The following is a 605-nucleotide window of genomic DNA, read 5'->3' on the forward strand; positions in this document are numbered from 1 at the left end:
CATAAAGAACAGCAGATTTCCAGCGGGATTGATATCTAGCCGCTAGTGATCCCTTGTCGTTGAATGTCACTGATTGGAATCTCAAGCTCTTGTTGATATTTATTAGCGTTTTTCTGGGTATTTTTAAGAACGCGTCTAGTTGTTGTTGGGATGATTAGCGTTGTTGTTCCTGTTATCATCTTAGGACAATACAAATATAGGATTAACCTTATGCCACATCTACGATTTCGCGCTGTAGAACCTCAAGCAGTACAAGCTTTGTCAAAGCCACTGACTGACGAGCTCCAGCCACTAATGAATAGTCCACGAGAAGATTTTACTTTTGAGTACATCTACACAACTTTCTTTAGTGAGGGCGAGGTAAGTCCTGCTTATCCTTTTGTTGAAGTTTTGTGGTTTGATCGAGGACAAGAGACCCAAGACAAGGTGGCGAAAGTAATTACACAACAAGTTCGTGGTGTAGTCGGTGAAGATATTGATGTAGCAGTAATTTTTTCTGCACTATCGCCAAATGCCTACTATGATAATGGTGAACATTACTAAAGGGGATGTATGATGCGGCTGAGTCTTTCTTTTTATTTCAGTTTATTTGTCTCAGCTCCTCT

1 protein-coding gene is annotated in these 605 nt (G+C 40.3%); it reads left to right on the forward strand.

Annotation, left to right across the window (positions count from 1 at the left end; translation table 11 throughout):
- Nucleotides 1-210: 210 nt before the first annotated feature.
- Nucleotides 211-543 (forward strand): DUF1904 domain-containing protein, encoded by a 333-nt coding sequence (locus R8N47_RS26590; protein WP_005483015.1) that lies wholly within the window; start codon nt 211-213, stop codon nt 541-543.
- The last annotated feature ends 62 nt before the right edge of the window (nt 544-605 follow it).

It is taken from the genome of Vibrio sp. 2132-1 (assembly GCF_033344315.1).